Raw genomic sequence first — 19729 nt, 5'->3', positions numbered from 1 at the left:
TGATATGGGATCAACCGAGAACGCGCCGCTTGGCTACCTGTTGTTTCAGGTAGTGGCAACACTGCGGCCGGAGGTGGCGGCCGCGCTGAGCCCGCTGGGCCTGACCCTGCCCGAATTTGTCTGCATGAGAATGCTTTCCATGAACCCCGGGTTGTCCAGCGCGGAGCTGGCCCGGCTAGGCAATGTCTCACCACAGGCGATGAACACGGTCCTGCACCGGCTGGAGAACGCGCAGATCGTGACCCGCCCCGCGTCGGTGGCATCGGGCCGTGCGCTGCCGGCCTCGCTGACCGCGGATGGCCGGACGCAGCTGAGACGCGCCGAGGCCGCGGTGCGGGAAGCCGACGCCCGCGTGCTGGCCAAGCTGTCGGCATCGCAGCAACGCGAGTTCAAGCGGATGCTGGAGGCGCTGGGACCCGACTAGGTCTGGTCGATCCGCGCCCAGGGCCGGGCGTCTTCGAGTTCGTAAGCGAGTTCCAGCAAGCGGGCTTCCTGGCCCACCGGCGCGGTGAACATCATCCCCACCGGTAATCCGTTGGCCGATACCGCCAGCGGCAACGAGATCGAGGGCTCTCCCGTGACGTTCTGCAACGGCGTGAACGCGACCCAATCCTGCAACCGGTTGATGATTTGCTCGTAGTCGGCGGTCGGGTCGAGGTGACCGATCTGCGGCGGCTCGTCAGCCAACGTCGGTGTCAACACCAAGTCGTAGGTGCGAGCCAAGCGTTCGGTGTGCCGCCGCACTCGGGACAAACGGATCAGCGCCAGCGGCATGCGATGCAGATTCCGGCGCGCATGCCGGTCCAGGCCCCGTGACAAGTTGTCCAAGCGGGTGACATCAAATCCGTCGAAGGCGCGTTTGTTCTGCTGAATTTGGCCCATCGCCAGCAGTCCCCAGTAGAGCACGAAGTCGGACACGAAATTCGAAGGCACCGGCGGTCTTTCGAGATGGTCGACGCGGTGGCCGAGTTCCTCGAGCAAGCCTGCGGATTTCAATGTCAGCTCGCGAACCTCGGGGCTGGACTCGCGTAAAAGTGAGTGGGTGATGACGGCGATCCGCAGCCGCTTTTCGCCGGCGTGCTGCACGTCTCCGATCGGCGCGAGCTTGGGCGCCCGCCAGATGCGTTCGGCTTCCCGGTAGAACGCGGCGCTGTCGCGCACCGATCGGCTGACCACCCCGTTGGCGACGACACGAATCGGCATTTGCCTGACTTCTTTGTCCAGCGGTAGCCGGCCACGCGAAGGCTTCAGCCCGACGAGTCCGTTGCAGGATGCGGGAATTCGGATCGAACCGCCGCCGTCATTGGCATGGGCAATCGGCACCGCACCGGCGGCCACGAAAGCGCCCGAGCCCGACGACGATGCGCCCGCAGTGTGGTCGGTGTTCCACGGGTTGCGCACGGGTCCCAGTCGCGGATGTTCAGCCGAGGCGCTGAAGCCGTATTCCGACATCTGGGTCTTGCCCAACGACGTCATCCCGGTGGCCAGGTACGTCCGCACGAACTCGCTGTCGATTTCGGCCGGGCGGGGCGGCCACGCGTCCGTGCCGCGCATCGTCGGCAGCCCGGCGACGTCGACGTTGTCCTTGATGAACGTCGGCACGCCGCTGAAGAAGCCGGCGCGGGGCCGCGCCGCCGCCTGGGCCCGAGCCCGGTCGAAAGCCTCGTAGGCCACGCCGTTCAGGGCGGGGTTGACGGCTTCGGTGCGGGCGATCGCTGCCTCGACGACCTCGGCCCGGCCTACCCGACCGGAGTTGAGGGCCTCGACGAGACCAACTGCATCGAGGTGTCCGAGCGCGTCGTCACCGAAGGCGTGCACATGTCGCATTCGGCTGATGCTACTGCTGGCCGACCTCGAAACGGACGAACCGGGTCACGGTGACACCGGCGTCGTCCAGCAGCGCCTTGACCGTCTTCTTGCTGTCCGACACCGACGGCTGCTCGAGCAGCACGACGTCTTTGAAGAACCCGCCGAGGCGGCCCTCGACGATCTTGGGCAGCGCCTGCTCCGGCTTGCCCTCTGCGCGTGAGGTCTCCTCGGCGATGCGCCGTTCGCTGGCCACGACCTCCTCGGGCACGTCGTCCCGAGTCAGGTAGCGAGCCTTGAGCGCGGCGATCTGCAGCGCGACCGCGTGCGCGGCGGCGGCGTCGCCGCCGGTGTACTCGACCAGCACACCGACGCCCGGGGGCAGATCGGCGGCGCGCTTGTGCAAGTAGGTCTCGACGGTGCCGTCGAAGTATGCGACCCGGCGCAGTTCGAGCTTCTCCCCGATCTTGGCGGACAGCTCGGCGATCACCTGCTCGACGGTCTTGTCACCGATGCTGGCCGCCTTGACGGCGTCGACGTCGGCGGCCTTGGACTTGGCCGCCGCAGCGACGATCTCCTCAGCGACCTTCTGGAACTCCGCGTTCTTGGCGACGAAGTCGGTCTCGCTGTTCAGCTCGATCAGCGCACCGTCTTTAGCGGCGACCAGGCCCTCGGCGGTGGCCCGCTCGGCGCGCTTGCCGACGTCTTTGGCGCCCTTGATCCGCAGCGCCTCAACCGCCTTGTCGAAGTCACCGTCGGTCTCCGACAGCGCGTTCTTGCAGTCGAGCATGCCGGCGCCGGTCAGCTCACGGAGCTTCTTGACGTCAGCAGCGGTGAAGTTGGCCATCTCAGCCTTCCGTGGGGGTTGATTCGGTTGCGACCGCGGCGGCCTGTTCGGCCGGCGCGGCGGTTGCGGTCGCCGAAGCCAGCAGTTCCTGCTCCCATTCGGCCAGCGGCTCAGCGGCTTCGGCCTCGGGCTTGCCGTCGCCGCGGCCCAGACCGGCGCGCGCCTGCAGGCCCTCGGCAACCGCCGACGCGATCACCTTGGTCAGCAGGGCCGCCGAGCGGATCGCGTCGTCGTTGCCCGGGATCGGGTAGTCGACCAGGTCGGGGTCGCAGTTGGTGTCCAGGATCGCGATGACCGGGATACCCAGCTTGCGGGCCTCACCGACCGCGATGTGCTCCTTGTTGGTGTCGACGATCCAGACTGCCGACGGAACCTTCGCCATGTCGCGGATACCGCCCAGGCTGCGCTCCAGCTTGTTCTTCTCGCGGGTCAGACCCAGGATTTCCTTCTTGGTGCGGCCCTCGAAGCCACCGGTCTGCTCCATCGCCTCGAGCTCCTTGAGCCGCTGCAGGCGCTTGTGCACCGTGGAGAAGTTGGTCAGCATGCCACCCAGCCAGCGCTGGTTGACATACGGCATACCCACCCGGGTCGCCTCGTCGGCGATGGATTCCTGCGCCTGCTTCTTGGTGCCGACGAACAAGACCGTGCCGCCGTGGGCGACAGTCTCTTTGACGAATTCGTACGCCTTGTCGATGAAGGTCAGCGTCTGCTGCAGATCGATGATGTAGATGCCGTTGCGGTCGGTGAAGATGAACCGCTTCATCTTGGGATTCCAGCGACGGGTCTGGTGCCCGAAGTGCGTGCCGCTGTCCAGCAGCTGCTTCATGGTTACTACGGCCATGCGTATGCCTTTGTGTGTCGGTTGTCGCCCAGCGACGAGTGAAGCCGGGCCCTGGCGGCTGCTGCGATGCCGGACCCGTCGTTAGACGGGACCGCCCGGCATGCGGTGCGAACTCCCAGTGGAACGGGAGACGCGATGCAGACGCGCGAAGTCAGCTCGTAATTACGGGCTGCGCAGAGCAGTTTACACGCTTGGGCCAGGTGCTTTGTCCACAGCGCTGGCTGGCCGGTTTGCCGGCGCCGCGGTGAACTGACGAGGTGCGATGGGCCGCGACGATCCTGGCCGCGACGCTGGTCTACGTTTTCCCGGCCAGCGGCGATGCGGTCCGCCTGCAGTGGCCGCTGCGACCGCCACCTGCGGTGATGCGGGCCTTCGACGCCCCGTCGCCGAACTGGAACCGCGGCCATCGCGGCGTCGACCTTGCGGGCAGCCCGGGTCAGCCGGTCTATGCCCCCGGCGCCGCGACCGTGGTGTACGCCGGGACGCTGGCCGGCCGCGAGCTGGTGTCGCTGGCCCACCCGGGCGGTTTGCACACCAGTTACGAGCCGGTCAGGACCGCGGTACGGGCCGGGCAATCGGTGACCGCGGGGACGGCGATCGGTGAATTGTTGGCCGGACATCCCGGCTGTCCGGTCGCGGCGTGCCTGCACTGGGGTGCGATGTGGGGTCCGGCTGCCCGCGCCGACTACGTCGATCCGCTGGGACTGCTGACCTCCACGCCGATTCGACTGAAGCCGCTGCATCGATAGTCACAGGGGTCCCAGCCAGCTCGGGGGCACACTGTGTGCCCGCCTCTGAGCGAATTTGTCGGGCCCGACGCCCCAACCGACCCAGTTTTCGCTCTGAGGCGGGCACATCGGGTCTCGGTCAGGCCCGCGGGTGCGCTTGGTCGTGCACTGCGCGCAGCCGCGCGACCGTCACATGGGTGTAGAGCTGGGTAGTGGCCAGGCTGGAATGGCCCAGCAGCTCCTGCACCACGCGCAGATCGGCCCCGCCCTCGAGCAGGTGGGTGGCCGCGCTGTGCCGCAAACCGTGCGGTCCCATGTCGGGCGCGCCGTCGACGGCCGCGACGGTCTGGTGCACCACGGTGCGAGCCTGTCGCACGTCGAGCCGCCGGCCCCGCACACCCAGCAACAGGGCAGGCCCGGATTCCTCGGCAGCCAGGGCCGGGCGCCCGTCGGTCAACCATCCGCGCAACGCATCGGCGGCCGGTTCTCCGAACGGGACGCTGCGCTGCTTGTTGCCCTTGCCCAACACGCGCAGCAGCCGGTGTGCGTTGTCGATGTCGTCGATGTCCAGGCCGCACAGCTCGCTGACCCGGATGCCGGTGGCATAGAGCAACTCGACGATCAAGCGGTCGCGTAGGGCCAGCGGATCACCTTGCTGCGAGCCGGATTTCGCGGCTGACATGGCGGCAAGCGCCTGATCTTGCCGCAACACCGACGGCAGTGCCCGTCGCGCCTTGGGCACCTGCAGCCGAGTCGCCGGGTCGCCGGCCAGCAGCCCTCGCCGCACCGCCCACGCCGTGAACGACTTGACCGCCGACGTACGGCGCGCGAGCGTGGTGCGCGCCGCACCGGCGCCTGCCCCCGCGGCCAACCACGACCTCAGGATCGGCAGATTCAAATCTTGCAGACCGGTGCCGGGCGCCCGCTCACTGAGGAACGCGAACAGCGACCGCAGATCACCCAGGTACGCGCGGCGGGTATGGGCCGAGCGAAGGCATTGCAGCTCCAGGTAGCTGTCGAATTCGTCGAGGATCGCCTCCACTACCCCACGGTCGCAGGGACGGACGGCCTGGCCCAGGTGACGCGCCGCAGGGTGTCCGGAGTGAGATCTTTCAGGGTCGGGTAGCCGTCGACGGCCATCGTCAGGTCAGCTTCGGCCAGCAGCGACCGCAGGACGTGCACGATCCCGTCGGAGCCGTCGAGTGCCAGGCCGTAGGCGTAGGGCCGCCCGACGCCGACGGCGGTCGCACCGAGGGCCAGCGCTTTGACGATGTCGGCGCCGCTGCGCACGCCAGAGTCGAACAGCACGGGCAAACCGTCGGCGGCCTCCACCACACCCGGCAGGCAGTCCAGCGCAGCAAGCCCGCCGTTGGCCTGCCGCCCGCCATGAGTGGAGCAGTAGATGCCATCGACGCCACCGTCTTTGGCGCGCCGCGCGTCGTCGGGGTGGCAGATGCCTTTCACGAGCAGCGGCAGCTTGGTCAGCGAGCGCAGCCACGGAAGGTCGTCCCACGTCAACGGATTACCGAAGACCTGAATCCACCGCAGCACCGCGCCCTGCGGGTTCTCTTCGGGGCTTTGCGCCAGGCTCGCGCGGAAAACCGGGTCACTGGTGTAGTTGGACAGGCACTTTCCCCGCAGCTGCGGAAAATTCGACGTGCTCAGATCGCGTGGGCGCCAGCCGGTGACCCAGGTGTCCAGGGTGACGACGATGCCCTTGAAGCCGGCGGCCTCGGCACGATGCACCAGGCTGGCAGCCAGCTCACGGTCGGTCGGGGTGTAGAGCTGGAAGAACCCGGGGGTGTCACCGAATTCGGCCGCGACGTCTTCGAGCGGGTCTTCGGTCAACGTCGACATCACCATGGGAACCCCGGTGCGGGCGGCGGCGCGCGCGGTTGCCAAGTCGCCGTGGCCGTCCTGCGCGCACAACCCGATCACTCCGATCGGCGCCATGAAAAGCGGGCTCGGCAAGGTCAGCCCGAACAAGTCGATCGACAGGTCCCGCTGCGCGGCACCGACGAACATCCGCGGGATCAGACCCCACTGCTGGAAAGCCTCACAGTTGGCCCGCTGCGTGCGCTCGTCGCCCGCTCCGCCGGCGACGTATGACCAGATCGAAGGAGGCAAAGCCTTCTCGGCCTTGGCTTCCAGCTCCGCGAAGATCATCGGCAGCTTCGGCACGACTCCGGCCAAGCCCTGGAAATAGATCTCGTTCTGGTAGTCGCCGAATGCCATGCGATGAGCATGCCAGCCGGCGCTGGGGCTGACGAGGCCCTACTGACTACCCGCTTCGGTGGCGGCGAGTTCCTTCTTCCACTGACGGAAGGTCTCTTCGGTGCGGCCGCGCCGCCAGTACCCCGATATGGACGCCCACTTCGCGTCGACTCCACGCTCTTTGCGGATGTAGGGTCGCAGGTTGTGCATGACAGCCTGGGCTTCACCGTGCACGAAGGCGTGGACCTGCCCGGGGAGCCAGTGTGCGGACTTGACCGCTTCGACGAGCGGCGAGTGGTCGCCGGCTCGCTCCTCGCCAACCAGATCCGCTCGGCCACCGCGGAGAATCCAGTTGATTTGCACGCCTTCCGGGGCGGTCAGCGGAATTTCGTCCTCTGGCTCGGCGATCTCGATGAAGGCTTGGCCGATTGCGTTGGCCGGCAACGCTTCCAGCGCAGCGCTGATTGCCGGCAGCGCGGTCTCATCGCCGACCAGCAAGTGCCAGTCGGCCGCGGGGTCGGGCGCGTAGGCCCCACTCGGCCCCATCAGGTAGATCGGCTGTCCGGGCTTTGCCGCGGCGGCCCACGGCCCGGCAGTCCCGTGCTCACCGTGGACGGCGATGTCGACGGCGATCTCGCCTGCGGCCGGGTCGGCGCGGCGAACTGTGATCGTCCGCACCACTGGCTGCTTGGCGTCCGGCAGGTCGGCAAAAGAGTCCAGCGTCAACGGCTGCGGCAATCCGGCCACATCGACGTCGTCGGCCACGAACACCATCTTGACGTAGGAGTCGGTGAATTCGCTGGGCGTGAAAGTGTCGAAACCGCTGCCGCCCAAGACAACCCGGATCATGTGCGACGTGAGTTGTTCGGTGCGAACCACTTCGAAGGTGTGCACTGGTCGACCGGGCACCTGGTTCCTCTCGTTGGGCGCTGACTCCCTCGACTATACGAGTCGTCACGGTCGGACCGGTTGCCCACGATTCCTTACGATGCGCCAGCAGCCGTCGTGACGCTCGGCCAGCCCGGCAATCTCCAGCAACGCCAGTGGCGCCAAGATCCGGGCGGGTTCAACTGCAGCCGCGACGGCGATCTCGTCGACGCTGGCGGTTCCGCGTCCGGGCAGCGCCTCGTACACCCGCCGCTCGTCGTCGCCCAGCCCGTCGAGCGGGGTCGCCGGCCGCGCCTCCTCTGCCGCTAACTCACCCATGCGGCCCACCAACTCGACGATGTCCTCGGTGCGAGTGATCACTTCGGCACCCGCGCGCAGCAACGCATGGCATCCGGTCGACGCCGACGAAGTCACCGGCCCGGGCACCGCGCCGACGATTGTGCCCAACGCCCGCGCCCAGGCGGCGGTGTTGGCTGCGCCGCTGCGCAAACCGGCCTCCACCACCACCACCGCCCCGGCGAACGCGGCGACCAATCGGTTGCGGGTCAGGAACCGGTGCCGGGCCGGCCGCACCCCCGGCGGATATTCGGTGACCAGCAAGCCGTCGCTGCCGATGCGATGCAACAACGCGGAATGCCCGGCGGGATAGGGAATGTCAAGCCCACCCGCCAGCACTGCGACGGTGATGCCATCGGCTGCCAGGGCCGCGCGATGGGCCGCGCCGTCGATGCCGTAAGCCCCGCCGGAGATGACCGCGACGTCGTTCTCGGCCAACCCGGTCCCCAGATCTGCCGCCACCTGCTCGCCATAACTGGTCGCGGCCCGGGTTCCGACCAGAGCGGCGGATCGCTGCGCCGTCTCGTCGAGTCTCGCCGGGCCGAGGGCCCACAACACCAACGGTGGGCGGGCCTGCGGCTTGGCCCCCGCCGCACCGCCGAACGCGGCGAAGACCAGCGTCGGCCACTCGTCGTCGTCCGGCGTGATCAGGCGACCACCTCTGCGCTTCAGCAACTCGAGATCTTGGGCGGCCCGGTCGATTTCACGCCGGGCTTCGGTTCGCCGCGCAACCACATCGTCGACCTGGCCGCGTCGGACGCGGTCCGCCGCTTCGACCGGGCCCACCCGGCGCACCAGCGCGTCAAGCTCAGCGCAGGGCGGTTCGACAACCCGCGACAGATAGGCCCACGCAAGCAGCGTCGCATCGGTCATCGCGAAGTTCCCGGTTGGCGGAAGCTCAGTGCGGTGGCTACCTCGTCGTGTCCGGGTGAGGTGCGACCGGCTAGATCTGCCAATGTCCAGGCGACTCGCAGCGTGCGGTCGAAGCCGCGGATGCTCATCAGCCCGCGGTCCAGCGCAGTCCGCAGCGGCTGCATCGCGTCGTTGCCCGGCCTGAACCGGCGTCGCAGCAGTGTTCCGCTGACCTCGGCGTTCGTCCGGAATCCGTGTGCGCCCCAACGCTGCGCCGCCGCCTGCCGGGCCAGCGTCACCCGATGGCGAACCTGCGTCGTCGACTCCGTGTCGGTCGTGGCGAACGCGCTCATCCGTACCGGATGCATCTCCACCCGCAAGTCCACTCGATCAAGCAGCGGACCGGACAGTCGACCGAGATAGCGGCGTTTGACCGCCGCCGCACAGATGCAATCACGCGGGTCGGCCGGCGCGCAGGGGCACGGGTTGGCGGCCAGAACGAGTTGAAAGCGAGCCGGATAGCACGCCACTCCGTCTCGCCGGGCGAGGCGAATTTCGCCGTCCTCCAACGGTGTTCGCAGCGCCTCCAATGCGCTGACGCCGATCTCGGCGCATTCGTCGAGAAACAGCACCCCGCGGTGCGCCCGGCTGACGGCACCGGGCCGGGCCATTCCCGAACCGCCGCCGACCAGTGCCGCGACGCTGGAGCTGTGATGCGGTGCCACAAACGGCGGCCGGGTAATCAGCGGCGTGGCATCCGATAACAGGCCGGCCACCGAGTGGATGGCGGTCACCTCCAACGACTCGCCATTCGAGAGCGATGGAAGAAGCCCCGGAAGACGTTGCGCCAGCATGGTTTTACCCACGCCTGGCGGCCCGGTCAGCATCAGATGATGGGCCCCGGCCGCAGCGACCTCCACGGCGAAACGCGCTTGGGCCTGCCCCATCACTTCGGACAGGTCCGCGTGCGGCTCAGCCTCCGGAAACGTCCCGGTGATTCGCTCGTCGAGCTTCGCCGAACCACAGAGCCAGCCCTGCAATTGCGCCAGCGTCCGCACCCCCCAGACCTCGATCCCGTCGACCAGGCTGGCTTCCGGAAGGTTCTCCACCGGAACCACCGCGGCTCCCCAGCCGGCGAGCTTGGCCGCAAGCACCGCCGGCAGCACCCCGCGCACCGGTCGAACTCGTCCGTCCAACGCCAACTCCCCCAGCACCACCGCGGTTTCCAGCTGTCGCCACGGGGTCTTCCGCTGCGCCGACAAGACTGCGGCGGCGAGGGCCAGGTCGTAGACCGACCCCATTTTCGGCAGTGTCGCCGGTGACAGCGCCAGCGTCAGGCGCGACATCGGCCACTTGTTGTTGCAGTTGGTGATCGCGGCGCGGACCCGGTCCCGCGACTCCTGCAGCGCGGCGTCGGGTAGGCCGACCAGGTGCACGCCCGGCAGACCCGAGGTGATATCGGCCTCGATCTCCACGATCTGGCCGTCCAGCCCCAGCACCGCCACCGAGAACGCCCGTCCGAGCGCCATCAGCCGACGCCCCGCAGGTGCGTGATTTCCGGGGTCCGGCGTCGGCCTATTCGCACGCCGATGACATCGACGCGGACTGCGGCCCACCCCTGGTCCTGGGCGGCCAGCCAGATGGCCGCCAGCCGACGCAACCGGCGCGCCTTCTGCGGGGTCACCGCCTGCTCCAGTCCACCGAAACCGTCGCCGGTTCGCGTCTTGACCTCGACGAACACCACGGTGTCCGTGACCGGGTCGACGGCGATCACGTCCAGTTCGCCGTAGCGGCAGCGCCAGTTGCGGGTCACGATTCGCAGTCCGAGCCTGGTCAGGTGATCGGCGGCCAATCGCTCACCGAGCGCTCCGATTTCGGCTCGCGTCAAGGTCGTCATGCCGCCACCCTGAGCCAGGTCACCGACGTGGATATCCGTTGCACGGCGATCACCGCCAGACAGCGGCCGGTTATCCCCAGTCATCTAGTAATCCCCAATGAACATCCGCGGCGCGTTGATCTGGCGTTAAACCGTCGTTAACATCGCGTTCAGGCGATGAAGCTCGCCTTTAACCGCCGTACCGGCTGATGGCTTCTGCCCGACCGCACTGGGCTAGAAGGCGGGGTGGTAACCGTGAGTCCAGGTTCCACTGTTTCGCGGCGTATTCAACGAATTCACTTGCTGGCGTGTCGTATTCGCGCGTCTTCAGTCGCATGTGATACCCACCGAGAGGAAGTCCGATGTTGTACGTCACGACGCAGCCTGAGGCGCTGAGCGCCACCGCCGCCACCTTGGCAGGCGTCGGCGCCATGATGAGCGCGCAGAACGCCGCGGCAGCGGCGCCGACGGCCGGCGTGTTTCCGGCCGCCGCCGACGAGGTATCGGTGCTCGTGGCTACCCAATTCGCCGTTCACGCGCAGATGTACCAGGCGATCAGCGCCCAAGCTGAGGCAATTCATCAGCAGTTCGTCAGCACCCTCGAAATGAGTGCGACGTCGTATGCGGCCACCGAAGTCGCAAACGCCATAGCGGCCAGTTAAGACAGGACACCACAATGGATTTCGCCACGTTACCGCCGGAAGCCAACTCCGCAAGAATGTACGCTGGTCCGGGGCCCGGGCCGATGTTGGCGGCCGCCTCCGCCTGGGACGGGCTGGCGGCCGAACTCCAATCCACCGCGGCGTCCTACCGGGCGGCGATCTCGGAGCTGACCGGTGGGCCGTGGCTCGGCTCGTCGTCGGCGTCGATGGCGGCGGCGGCCACACCGTACCTGGACTGGATGACCACGACCGCCGGACAAGCAGAACAGACCGCCGCCCAGGCCAGAGCGGCAGCGGCGGCCTATGAGACGGCGTTCGCGATGACGGTGCCGCCGGCGGTGATCGCGGCCAACCGGAGTCTGCTGATGACGTTGATCGCCACCAACGTGCTGGGGCAGAACACCGCGGCAATCGCGGCGACCGAGACGCACTACGCCGAGATGTGGGCCCAAGACGCCACGGCGATGTACGCCTACGCCGGCTCGGCGGCGGTGGCATCGACCCTAACGCCGTTCGCCGAGCCCCCGCCGACGACCAACCCGGCTGGCGAAAACCAGCAGGCCGCGGCCGCCGGGCAATCGGTCGTGTCGACCGGTTCGAAGGTGCTCAACACGATTCCCCAGACGTTGCAGGGACTCGCGACGTCGGCGGCGGCGGCTCCAGCGGACCCGGTGTCTGATCTGCTGAGTGCGATCGGGCCGGTCCTGACGCTCCTGGAATTCCCCATCGGCATCACTTCTATCGGCTCCTCGGCGACGAGCATCTCGACAGGGTTTACCGGGGTCTACACCAACTTCCGCGGCTTTTCGATCAACGCCGACCGTGACTTCTATGCCGGGAAGGGCCCTTTCACGGGCTATGGTCCGGGTGCCGCCAACCTGCCGAACTGGTTCTTCAACGGCCAAGGCAGCGTGGCCGCACCGTCGGACGCGACGACGGCATCCGTAACCGCCGGCTTGGGTCAGGCAAACACGGTCGGCCGACTGTCGGTGCCGGCGAATTGGACGGTCGCCGCGCCCGAAATTCGCCCGGCCGCCTTCACGCTGCCCATCACCAGTGCGGCCGCGGCGCCGGAAGCCGGCGGCGCCGGCAATCTGTTCAGCAGTATGGGTCTGGCCGGTGCGGCGGGCGGAGCCGTCGGCAGCACTGCCGGTCTGGGACGCGGCGATCAACGAGTTAGGGTGACACCGCGGCAAAGCCCGAAGCCGCCGCAACCGCCGCCGAACGAGGTGGTCACCGCGATCGCGACCGAATTGCAGGAACTCGCCAGCAGGGCACAATCACTGCTCGCGAAGCTGGCCGACTCCGGTCTCGTGACCGCCGACGATGTCGTCGAACAGAAACGACGGTTCCTGGGCTGAGGCATCTGGCCCCTAGGCTGGCACCGGGAGGTGCGGTTGTGAATCCGGCGGGCTACGGGATCCTGCTGTTGTGCGGACCGCTGGCCGCCGTGGCGGCAGTGTGGCTGGCCGATCGGGTCGGGGTACCGTATCCCGTTCTGCTGGTGGCCGTCGGCGCGGTGCTGGCCTGGTTGCCGGGGATCAAGGCACCTCAGCTGGCGCCCGATGTGGTGTTCTACGTGTTTCTGCCGCCGTTGTTGTACTACGCGGCGTATTTCATTGCGCCAGACGACCTTCGGGCTAATGCGCGGTCGATAGGTCTGCTGTCAGTGGGGCTGGTGATAGTCACCATGGCGACGGTCGCGGGCGTTCTGGTGGGCGTCGCAGGCCTGCCATTGGCGGTGGCCTTGGTGGCCGGTGCGGTGGTGGCGCCGACTGACGCGGTCGCGGCCACGTCCGTCTTCGCACGGCTGGACGTACCCGAACGGCTGGTGACAATCGTCGAGGGTGAAGGACTCACCAACGACGGCACCGCGTTGGTGCTCTACACCGGTGCTGTGAGCGCGGTGATCGTCGGCACGGTGCGGCCCGGACCGCTTGCGGTGACACTGCTTGCCGCTCCTGCGGGCGGTGCCGCACTGGGCCTGGTTGTCGCCTGGCTGGCCGTGCACGTGCGACGGCGAATCGACAACCCGTTGCTCGAGATCACACTCTCGCTGGCGACGCCGTATCTCACCTATGTGCTCGCCGAGGGCGCCCACCTCTCGGGAGTCTTGGCCACGGTGACCGCAGGCGTCTACGTCGGTTCACACCTCAGCGCAATCTTCGCCCCGGGCGCGCGATTGCAGGCCTTCGCGTTTCTCGACGTCTTGGTGTTCCTACTCAACGCCGTGCTGTTCACCTTGGTTGGCATGGAACTCTTTCGCTCGTTGCGCTGGGTTCCGGGCATGTCCGCGGGGCGGGTCGTCGCGGTCATATTGATCGTCGTAGCCGTGGTGTTCGCATCGCGTCTGGTGTGGATGTTGTCCGGGCCTGTCACCGCGCGACTGTTGGGCCGCGCGAGCGGCGCGGCGGTGTGGCGTGAGCGCGTGGTCGTGGCGTGGGCCGGGATGCGGGGCGGTTTGTCGCTGGCGGCGGCGCTGGCCATCCCGCTGCGACTCGCCGATGGGAAGCCGTTTCCCGATCGCGACTTGGTGATCGTGGTGGCCGCCGCAGTGATTGTGGCAAGCCTGCTCCTGCAGGGCACCAGCCTGCCGTGGCTGCTGCGCCGACTCGGCCTACGGGTCGAGGATTTCGGAACCGAGGAGAACAAAGCCCGGCTGAAGGCGGCCCGCGCCGCTTTGGAGTGGTTGGACGATGACAGCCACGCCGACCCAGACGACGAGGCCACCAAGTCGGCGCGCTCCCTCTATGCCGCCAAGGTGCGGCGTTTACAGCTCAGTCATCCGAGCCGTGAGGAGTCAGACGATGCCCAGGAGATGGAGCGGTATCGGGCGTTGCGGCTCAAACTGCTCGACGTCGAGCGGTCGGTGCTGCTGGCCTTGAGGAGTGACGGCCGCATCAACGCGACACTGCTGCGCGCCATCGAACGCGACTTCGACCTCGAGGAGGCACGGCTCAGCGGCTCTTAAGTTTGTCAGTCGTGGTTGGTAAATCTCTCAACGCCTTCGCGTTGCGGATGGCCTCGTTCTTTTCGTTCTTCTCTGACCGAGCCGCGGCCGTCGCCTGCGCGATCCGCGATCCCACGTCGTAGGCCACGATCTGAGCGGTCGCACCCTCGACCCGGCTGATGGCTGCGGCCATCTTGTCGGCGGTGCGGTCATGCAGCAGCCGGCCCACCAGCGGCGCATATGTGCGCCGCGGCAACAGGGCCGTCACCTTGGTGCCGGGGTGGTTGTCGATCTCCTGCATCACCAGCTCCTGTGCCGCGCGACTGATGTAACGGTCCGGGCATTCGATCATCCGCAGCGGGAGCTCGTCTTGGAAGTGCTCCCAGCGCTGCTGCAACCGCGAGGCGTGTAGCGCATCGATGACGAAGTGCACAGCAGTCAATTTGTCGGCGTGCAATTCGCTGGCGTAATGCAGCGCCTCGACCGTCGCGAAGTCAAAGTGATCCACCAAGACGAATACCCGATGCCGCGGATGCTTGACCACGTCCTGACGCTCGGTTACCAGGTTCTCCAAAACGGAGTTCTCGACGCGATATTGGCGATTGAGCCGCATCAAGGCGAACACCAGAATCGGCATGACAATGACGACCAGCCAGGCTCCCTCGGTGAACTTGGCCACCGCGAAGATGCCCACCACGATCGTCGACAAGATCCCTGCCGACAGGTTGATCGCCAGCTTGCGTCGCCAACCAGGCCCACGATGGATCAGCCAGTGTTTGGTCATGCCATAGCCGGCCATCGAGAAACCGGTGAATACGCCCATCGCAAACAGCGGCACCACCGCGTCGACCGAGCCGCCGGTCACGATCACCAGTGTCACCGCCAGTGCAGTCAGCACGATGATGGCGTTGGAAAACACCAAACGATGACCACGTTTCATCATCGGCCGCGGCAGAAAGCTGTCCTCGGCAATGAAACTCGTCAGCGCGGGAAAACCGTTGAAACTGGTGTTGGCGCCGAAGAACAAAATCGCCGCGCTGGCCGTCTGCAGCAGCAAGTACGTGATTTTCCCGATCACCCCGTTGCCGAAGACCGCCCGGCCAACCTCGGACAGCATCGACGGGTATTCAGCGATGAACGGAGTGGCGTGGGTGGCATGCACCAGGTAGATGACACCAACCAACAAGAACCCGAGGACGCAGGCCATTCGGGTGAGGACCCGACGCGCGTTGGGGCCTTGCGGGTGTCGGAAGACGTTGACGGCGTCGGTGATCGCCTCGACCCCGGTCAGCGAGGTGCCGCCGTTGGCGAAAGCGCGTAACACGATCAGCACCGTCGCACCCATGATCAGCCCGTTGCCCTGATGCACTGGCACAGAGCCAACAATGTGCTCCGAGTCGTATTGCGGTAGACCCCAGAAGATCTGGCGAACCACACCGGTCACGATCATCACCGTGAGCATGACAATGAAAGCGTAGACTGGCACGGCGAAGATCCGGCCAGCCTCTTTCATCCCGCGCAGGTTCGCGTACGAAATGAGCAGCAACGCACCTACGGTGATTTCCAAGTGGTAGGGGCCCAGAGACGGTACCGCCGAAATCACCGCAAACGTGCCCGACGCGCACTGCACCGCCACGGTCACCACATAATCGATCAACAGCGCGGCCGCCGAGATCTGCGCGATACGCGGTCCGAAATTGCTTCGTGCCACCAGATAGGAGCCACCTCGCTGGGTGTAGGCCATCACCACTTGGCGGTACGACCCCGTGACCAAAGCCAAAATTAACAAGATCACACCGGTGATCGGAAGCACGAGCACATACGCGGCCATCCCCGCCGCGGGCAACAACTCGACCATGATCTGCTCGGGGCCATACACCGTCGAGGAGATTGCGTCGGGCGAAAGCGCGCCTAGGGCAACGACGTTCGACAGGCTCTCATGGTCCAGATTCTCGGTGATAAGCGGCTTTCCTAGGAAAAACCGCTTCCAGGCATCGATGAATGTTGACGGAGCTTTGTGCTCGTCCGCCGGATCTACCACAGTGCTGCTCTTCCCCGCCCTGACGCTCGCCTAACTTAGGAGACACTTACGCCCGAGAACGTTAGCGTCTCTATCTGGCAATCGGTTACCAGAGTGGGTGCTGCCAGCGATTATTCTCAGCGAATTAACATCTCGGCCGGGCGTCGATGACCACGTCGAATCGACGCGAGTTTCAGACCGCGGGCGTTGCCGCCTGCGCCTTTCCGACGGAATCCGGCGATGGGCCGGGGCTTTCCCCGTCGCACCCCTGCAGCGCACGCGCAACCCGCGACCCCACGTCGTAGGCCAGAATCTGGGCGCTTGCCCCCGGGACGCGGCTGATCACCCGGGCAAGCATGTCGGCGGTACGGTCATGGAGCAGTCGGCCACCCAGCGCTGAATACATCCGCCGTGGCAACAGCACCGTCACGGTGGCGTCGGGATAGTCGTCTTTGACCCGCGCAACCAGGAGCTGGGCAGCGCGACCGAGTTGTCGGTCAAGGCACTCGACCATGCGCAACTCGGTGCCGGAGTTGTAGCACTCCCACCGCTGCTGGAGCTCCGCGGCCCGAGCACCGTCCAGAATGAAGTGCACGGCGGTCAGCTCGTCGGCGTGCAAACCCTTCGCGTAACGCAGCGCTTCGATTTCGGCCAGGTCGATGGAATCAATGAATACCAATACCCGGTGCCTCGCATGCCAGGTCAGGTCGAGACGCTGGGAACGTGACATCTCCAGCACTGACGCTTCGGCGCGGTACTGCTTGTTGAGCCGCATCAACGCCAACACCAGAATCGGAAATACCACCACGACCAGCCAGGCGCCCTCGGTGAACTTCGCGAACGCGAAGATCGCCACCACAGTCGTCGACAAGATACCCGCCGAGAGGTTGATCACCAGCTTGTAGCGCCAGCCTGGCCCACGATGGGTCAGATGGTGTTTGGTCATCCCGTAGCCGGCCATTGAGAATGCCGTGAAGACGCCCATCGCGAACATCGGCACCAGCGCGTTGACCCCGCCTCCGGTGGCGACGAGGAGTGCCACCGCGAGCACGGTCAGCAGGATAATGGCGTTGGAGAACACCAGCCGATGACCGCGCTTCATCAGTGGCCTTGGCAGGAAGCTGTCCTCGGCAACAAAGTGAGTCAGCGCCGGAAAACCATTGAAGCTGGTATTGGCGCCGTTGTACAGAATCGCTGCGCTGGCGGCCTGCAACAGGAAGAAAAAGATGTTGCCGATCATGCCGTGACCGAATACCGCCCGGCCGATCTCGGAGAGCATCGACGGATATCCGGCAGAAAAAGGCACGGAATGAGTGGCGTAGCCGAGCCACGCCACACCGGCTAACAACAGCCCGAGAACCGTAGCCATCAGGGTCAGTACCCGGCGCGCATTAGTTCCTTCCGGTTTACGAAACAGGTTGACCGTGTTGGAAATCGCCTCCACCCCAGTCAGCGACGAACCGCCGTTGGCGAACGCCCGCAGGATCACCAGGATCGTCGCCCCCATCACCAGGCCGTTGCCCTGCTGGATCGGCACTACGCCGTCCATGTGTTGCGGGTCGTATGCCGGCAGATTCCCCAGCACTTCACGAGCCATGCCGACCAGGATCATCAGCGTGAGCATGCCGATAAACCAGTACGTCGGCACCGCGAACGTCCGGCCCGCCTCCCGCAGTCCGCGCAGGTTCGCGTAACAGAAGATGAGCACCGCAGCAACCGAGATTTCCAGGCTGTAGCGGCCCAGCACCGGTATCGCCGACGCCACGGCCACGGTGCCCGCCGCGCACTGGATCGCCACGGTGACCACGTAGTCGATCAACAGCGCTGCCGCAGCGACCTGGGCTATGCGGGGGCCGAAGTTCTCCCTGGCCACGATGTAGGAGCCCCCGGCCCGGGTGTAGGCCGTCACAACCTGCCGATACGACGCGGTGACCAGCAACAAAATCAGCAGGATCACGCCGATCAGCGGTAGCAACAACACAAACGCGGCCATCCCCGCGGCGGGCAGCAACTCGACCATGATCTGCTCGGGACCGTATGCGGTCGAAGAGATCGCATCCGGCGAAAGAGCGCCCAGCGCAACAGGATTCGACAACTTCTCATGCTGAAGGTCGTCAGTGATCATCGGCTTGCCGAGGAAGACCCGCTTCCAGCCGTCGAAGAACGACGGCGCAATCTTGTAGTCAGCGGCCGAACCTGTCATCGATCCTTCCTAACCGATGACAACGCGTGCCGCCGAGCTGGATGCGGGTTCTGCCGTCATCCTTACGGGATTTTGACACCCGGCCCGTCGCCGCCACTCGTCGCGAAGTCCACGGAAACGTCGATACCGTGTCCAGCGACGGAAGCGGCTTGAAATGATGACGGCGTGGCAGACGAGGCAAACAACGGTTCCGCGGAGACACCGGCGGCCGCAGACCCCGGCACCGTTTTTTCGGCGCTGGCCGAGATCATCTATCACGGCTCCGACGCGAGTCAGATATACGCCGCGATCTGCGTCGCAGCGACGCTGGTGGTCACCGGATGTGATCACGCCAGCTTGCTGGTGCGCCGCGACGGTCGCTACGTGACGGTCGGCGCCAGCGACAGCATCGCCCAGCAAATCGACGACATGGAACGTGCGGCCGGTGACGGACCGTGCGTCGACGCGATCGAAGAAGAGACGCCGCAGATCGAAACCGACCTGACCGCACCGAACCAGTGGCCCCAGCTGGCGGCCCGGATGGTTGCCGAGACGCCCGTGCGCGGGGCGATGGGTTTCCGCATCCTGGTCGACAAGCGGAAAACCGGGGCGCTCAACCTGTTCAGCGACAAGCCGAACGTCTTCGACACCGAATCCGCCGGCCAAGCCATCGTGCTGGCATCGTTCGCCAGTGTGGCCATCAACGCCGTCGCGTCGGGCGAGGACGTCTCCACCTTGCGGCGCGGGCTGCTGTCCAACCGGGAGATCGGCAAGGCCGTCGGGATGCTGATGATGCTGTATGGCGTGGACGAGCAAGACGCGTTCAACGTCCTGCGCCGGTACTCCCAAGATCTGAACATCAAGCTCGCCGACGTGGCGCGAACCGTCATCGAAAGCCGCGGCAAGCCTATATTCGGCCCCAGTGAGCAGCGCTAGCGTCGGCCTCTGAGCCTATTCGGGCAACCGCAACTCGGGTTTCTCAACCTCTTCGATGTTGACGTCTTTGAAGGTGACAACACGGACCTGCTTGACGAATCGGGCCGGCCGGTACATGTCCCATACCCACGCGTCGGACAGCCGCAGTTCGAAGTAAACCTCGCCGTCGGCGTTGCGTGGAACCATCTCGACACTGTTTGCCAGATAGAAGCGTCGCTCGGTTTCCACCACGTAGCTGAACTGCCCCACGATGTCCTTGTATTCGCGGTACAGCGAGAGCTCCATCTCGGTTTCATACTTTTCGAGATCTTCGGCACTCATCAGCTCAGCCGTCCTTCTCCGTCCCGCGGTTGATTGCGGGCTCCATCTTTCCCCACCCATTTTCATTCTGCTGACCCGGTGCGCACTCCGCCACTATCTGGGTACCCGTCCCGGACGCCACCCGCCGCACGTTGATGAACGAACGCCGATGCTCCGAGCAGGGTCCCAGCTCGTTGAGCGCCGCCGAGTGCGCCATGGTGCTGTAGCCCTTGTGCACGGCGAAGCCGTAGCCGGGATGGTCGGACTCCATCGCCACCATCAGCCGGTCCC

16 protein-coding genes, 3 pseudogenes and 1 riboswitch are annotated in these 19729 nt (G+C 66.1%); of the genes and pseudogenes, 6 read left to right on the top strand and 13 right to left on the bottom strand.

Annotated features, from left to right (window positions below; genetic code table 11):
• Positions 1-4 precede the first annotated feature (4 nt).
• Positions 5-424, top strand: a complete 420-nt coding sequence (locus tag VGH54_RS22285) for a MarR family transcriptional regulator (RefSeq protein ID WP_331514271.1) — start codon at positions 5-7, stop codon at positions 422-424.
• On the opposite strand, the gene VGH54_RS22280 is transcribed toward VGH54_RS22285, so the two are convergent.
• The 3 genes from VGH54_RS22280 to rpsB are packed head-to-tail and all read right to left on the bottom strand — an operon-like array spanning position 421 to position 3494.
• Positions 421-1827 carry an amidase gene (locus VGH54_RS22280; protein WP_331514270.1) on the bottom strand — a complete coding sequence of 469 codons (1407 nt, stop codon included), beginning with the start codon at positions 1825-1827 and terminating at the stop codon, positions 421-423. The two genes, VGH54_RS22285 and VGH54_RS22280, sit on opposite strands and share 4 nt — an antisense overlap.
• Positions 1828-1837: 10 nt before the next feature.
• Positions 1838-2653: a translation elongation factor Ts gene (tsf, locus tag VGH54_RS22275; protein ID WP_331514269.1), complete on the bottom strand. Its 816-nt coding sequence runs from the start codon at positions 2651-2653 to the stop codon at positions 1838-1840.
• 1 nt (position 2654) lies between these two features.
• Entirely contained in the window at positions 2655-3494 is an 840-nt protein-coding gene (gene rpsB / locus VGH54_RS22270) for a 30S ribosomal protein S2 (RefSeq protein WP_331514268.1), read from the bottom strand.
• 305 nt (positions 3495-3799) lie between these two features.
• On the opposite strand from rpsB, the pseudogene VGH54_RS22265 reads away from it, so the two are divergent.
• Positions 3800-4234, top strand: a pseudogene (locus VGH54_RS22265) (M23 family metallopeptidase); the annotation flags it as partial.
• A gap of 127 nt (positions 4235-4361) precedes the next feature.
• On the opposite strand, the gene VGH54_RS22260 reads toward VGH54_RS22265, so the two are convergent.
• From VGH54_RS22260 to VGH54_RS22235, 6 genes are read right to left on the bottom strand one after another with little or no spacing between them, the layout of a single operon-like run.
• The gene (locus VGH54_RS22260) at positions 4362-5264 is read right to left on the bottom strand and encodes a tyrosine recombinase XerC (protein ID WP_331514266.1); all 903 of its coding nucleotides are present in this window, start codon (positions 5262-5264) and stop codon (positions 4362-4364) included.
• Positions 5264-6457 carry a lactate 2-monooxygenase gene (locus VGH54_RS22255; RefSeq protein ID WP_331514265.1) on the bottom strand — a complete coding sequence of 398 codons (1194 nt, stop codon included), beginning with the start codon at positions 6455-6457 and terminating at the stop codon, positions 5264-5266. The genes VGH54_RS22260 and VGH54_RS22255 overlap by 1 nt, the downstream gene beginning before the upstream one ends.
• Positions 6458-6496: 39 nt before the next feature.
• Positions 6497-7345, bottom strand: coding sequence for a siderophore-interacting protein (locus tag VGH54_RS22250; RefSeq protein ID WP_331514264.1), 849 nt, complete (start codon positions 7343-7345; stop codon positions 6497-6499).
• A 45-nt stretch (positions 7346-7390) separates the two neighbouring features.
• Positions 7391-8533 (bottom strand): DNA-processing protein DprA, encoded by a 1143-nt coding sequence (gene dprA, locus VGH54_RS22245; protein WP_331514263.1) that lies wholly within the window; start codon positions 8531-8533, stop codon positions 7391-7393.
• Positions 8530-10041, bottom strand: coding sequence for a YifB family Mg chelatase-like AAA ATPase (locus VGH54_RS22240; RefSeq protein WP_331514262.1), 1512 nt, complete (start codon positions 10039-10041; stop codon positions 8530-8532). Before VGH54_RS22240 ends, dprA begins: the two co-directional genes overlap by 4 nt.
• Positions 10041-10409 carry a YraN family protein gene (locus tag VGH54_RS22235; protein WP_331514285.1) on the bottom strand — a complete coding sequence of 123 codons (369 nt, stop codon included), beginning with the start codon at positions 10407-10409 and terminating at the stop codon, positions 10041-10043. The genes VGH54_RS22240 and VGH54_RS22235 overlap by 1 nt, the downstream gene beginning before the upstream one ends.
• Before the next feature lie 143 nt (positions 10410-10552).
• Positions 10553-10614, top strand: a riboswitch (Fluoride riboswitch).
• Between the two features lie 136 nt (positions 10615-10750).
• Between VGH54_RS22235 and VGH54_RS22230 the strand changes: the two genes are divergently transcribed.
• Genes VGH54_RS22230 through VGH54_RS22220 form a run of 3 tightly spaced genes read left to right on the top strand, consistent with a single transcriptional unit; the run spans position 10751 to position 14021 of the window.
• Positions 10751-11050, top strand: a complete 300-nt coding sequence (locus VGH54_RS22230; protein ID WP_331514261.1) for a PE family protein — start codon at positions 10751-10753, stop codon at positions 11048-11050.
• Between the two features lie 14 nt (positions 11051-11064).
• Positions 11065-12411 (top strand): PPE family protein, encoded by a 1347-nt coding sequence (locus VGH54_RS22225; protein ID WP_331514260.1) that lies wholly within the window; start codon positions 11065-11067, stop codon positions 12409-12411.
• 38 nt (positions 12412-12449) lie between these two features.
• Entirely contained in the window at positions 12450-14021 is a 1572-nt protein-coding gene (locus VGH54_RS22220) for a Na+/H+ antiporter (RefSeq protein ID WP_331514259.1), read from the top strand.
• Here VGH54_RS22220 and VGH54_RS22215 read toward each other — a convergent pair.
• Both VGH54_RS22215 and VGH54_RS22210 read right to left on the bottom strand, forming a co-directional pair.
• Entirely contained in the window at positions 14008-16041 is a 2034-nt protein-coding gene (locus VGH54_RS22215) for an APC family permease (protein WP_331514258.1), read from the bottom strand. The genes VGH54_RS22220 and VGH54_RS22215 overlap by 14 nt on opposite strands.
• Before the next feature lie 253 nt (positions 16042-16294).
• Positions 16295-18223, bottom strand: a pseudogene (locus tag VGH54_RS22210) (APC family permease); the annotation flags it as partial.
• 165 nt (positions 18224-18388) lie between these two features.
• Between VGH54_RS22210 and VGH54_RS22205 the strand changes: the two are divergent.
• Positions 18389-19138 (top strand): GAF and ANTAR domain-containing protein, encoded by a 750-nt coding sequence (locus tag VGH54_RS22205; RefSeq protein WP_331514257.1) that lies wholly within the window; start codon positions 18389-18391, stop codon positions 19136-19138.
• 15 nt (positions 19139-19153) lie between these two features.
• Here the strand turns inward: VGH54_RS22205 and VGH54_RS22200 are convergent, their stop codons facing one another.
• Together VGH54_RS22200 and VGH54_RS22195 are read right to left on the bottom strand one after the other, a co-directional pair.
• Positions 19154-19459: a DUF2469 domain-containing protein gene (locus VGH54_RS22200; protein ID WP_007171389.1), complete on the bottom strand. Its 306-nt coding sequence runs from the start codon at positions 19457-19459 to the stop codon at positions 19154-19156.
• 4 nt (positions 19460-19463) lie between these two features.
• Positions 19464-19729: pseudogene (locus VGH54_RS22195) on the bottom strand (ribonuclease HII); the annotation flags it as partial.

Origin of the sequence: Mycobacterium sp. (assembly GCF_036488105.1) — a bacterium.
GTDB lineage: Bacteria > Actinomycetota > Actinomycetes > Mycobacteriales > Mycobacteriaceae > Mycobacterium.
This window is presented reverse-complemented; position numbering and strand designations above follow the sequence as displayed.